We start from the raw sequence: 1,588 nt of genomic DNA on the forward strand, positions 1-1,588 counted from the left end.
AACTAAGACTTCCCACACCAATAAGGTGTGTTGAACCTTGAAAATTCAATATTTCAGCCAATAAAAAAGGCATAAATACATTCCGTTTGCTATAATGGAATTGTCAGAAACCACTTTCACAAAGGAGATTTATGCCATGTCCATTATAGCACAGAACAACACGAACGAGATAGCCCTACTTGACTGTATCCAGAGATTTTTTTCAAAACACCATATTGGAAAACTACTGGCCAAATGCAATGGCACGAAAGAAAAAGGCGTCCCTGCCATTTCTCTTTTGAGATATAAGCTTGGAAATGTTTTCGTAGGGCGAAGCATGTATATGCAGCAGCGCACTGGATCCTTCAAGGAAGGATTCTCTAAAAATACCTTTTATCGTTTCCTGAATTCCACAAAGACAAACTGGCTTCGTTTCACTTCGCTTCTTGCGGCAGATATCGTCAACAATGATCTGAAGGATCTTACAGATGAAAAGCGCACCAACGTCTTTATTGTAGATGACAGCCTTTTCAACCGGTCCAGCTGCAAAAAGACAGAACTGGGATCCCGTGTTTTTGATCATACAGATATGACCTATAAAAAGGGATACCGTATGCTTACACTCAGTTGGAGTGATGGGAATACTCTGATCCCGGTTAACAGCTGCCTGATTGCATCGTCAAAAGAAACCAATATCATCGGACCAGTCCATACTTTTGATAAGCGGACCATTGCGGGAAAGCGCAGAAAGCTGGCTCAGACCAAAGCACCTGAAGTAATGCTCACGCTTCTGGATACTGCTGTATCTTCCGGATTATCAGCGGACTATGTCCTGTTCGACTGCTGGTTTGCCAATCCGGCACAGATCACAGCCATTAAATCCAGAAACATGGATGTCATTGCCATGATCAAGAAAAGCAGCCGGATCAAGTACGGATACAAGGGTGAACAGCTTAACATCAAGGAAATCTATTCCAGAAACAAGAAGCGCCGCGGCAGATCAAAATACCTGCTTTCCGTTGATATCATGCTCGGGAAAGAGAATCCTTTCCCGGCAAAAATCGTATGTGTGCGAAACAAGGCGAATCGCAAGGACTGGCTTGCGTTCCTCTGCACGGATCCGGCTCTTTGTGAAGAAGAGATCATCCGTATTTATGGCAAGCGCTGGCAGATTGAAGTATTCTTCAAAACCTGCAAATCCATGCTGAATCTGATCGGGGAATGCCACAGCCTTTCCTATGATGCACTGACTGCTCATACCGCAATTGTTTTTACCAGATATATGTTACTTGCTCTGGAGCAGCGTCAAAACGAAGACCAGAGAACGCTTGGAGAACTCTTCTTCTTCCTGGTGGATGAAATGGCGGATATTACCTTTTCAAGATCTCTTTGCATTCTGATGGATGCTTTCATGGCAAGTCTTCAGGAGATATTCAAGCTCAGTGAGAACCAACTGGCAGCATTTACTGCTGATTTTGAGGCTCGTCTGCCTGAATATCTCAGGCGTGCGCTTCATCCTGTGGCTATAGCAGCATAAATCTCTATTTTGTTAGCTGAAATATTGAATTTTCAAGGTGCGAAGCCCATTTAAGGTATGGGAAGTCTTAGT

The 1,588-nt window shown here is 43.6% G+C and carries 1 protein-coding gene; it reads left to right on the forward strand.

The features are described 5' to 3' along the window. Positions 1–136 precede the first annotated feature (136 nt). The gene (locus tag FGQ85_RS18140) at positions 137–1,516 is read left to right on the forward strand and encodes a transposase (protein WP_138374158.1); all 1,380 of its coding nucleotides are present in this window, start codon (positions 137–139) and stop codon (positions 1,514–1,516) included. The last annotated feature ends 72 nt before the right edge of the window (positions 1,517–1,588 follow it).

Source organism: Pseudoflavonifractor sp. BSD2780061688st1 E11 (assembly GCF_005844125.1).
Lineage (GTDB): Bacteria > Bacillota > Clostridia > Lachnospirales > Lachnospiraceae > Sellimonas > Sellimonas catena.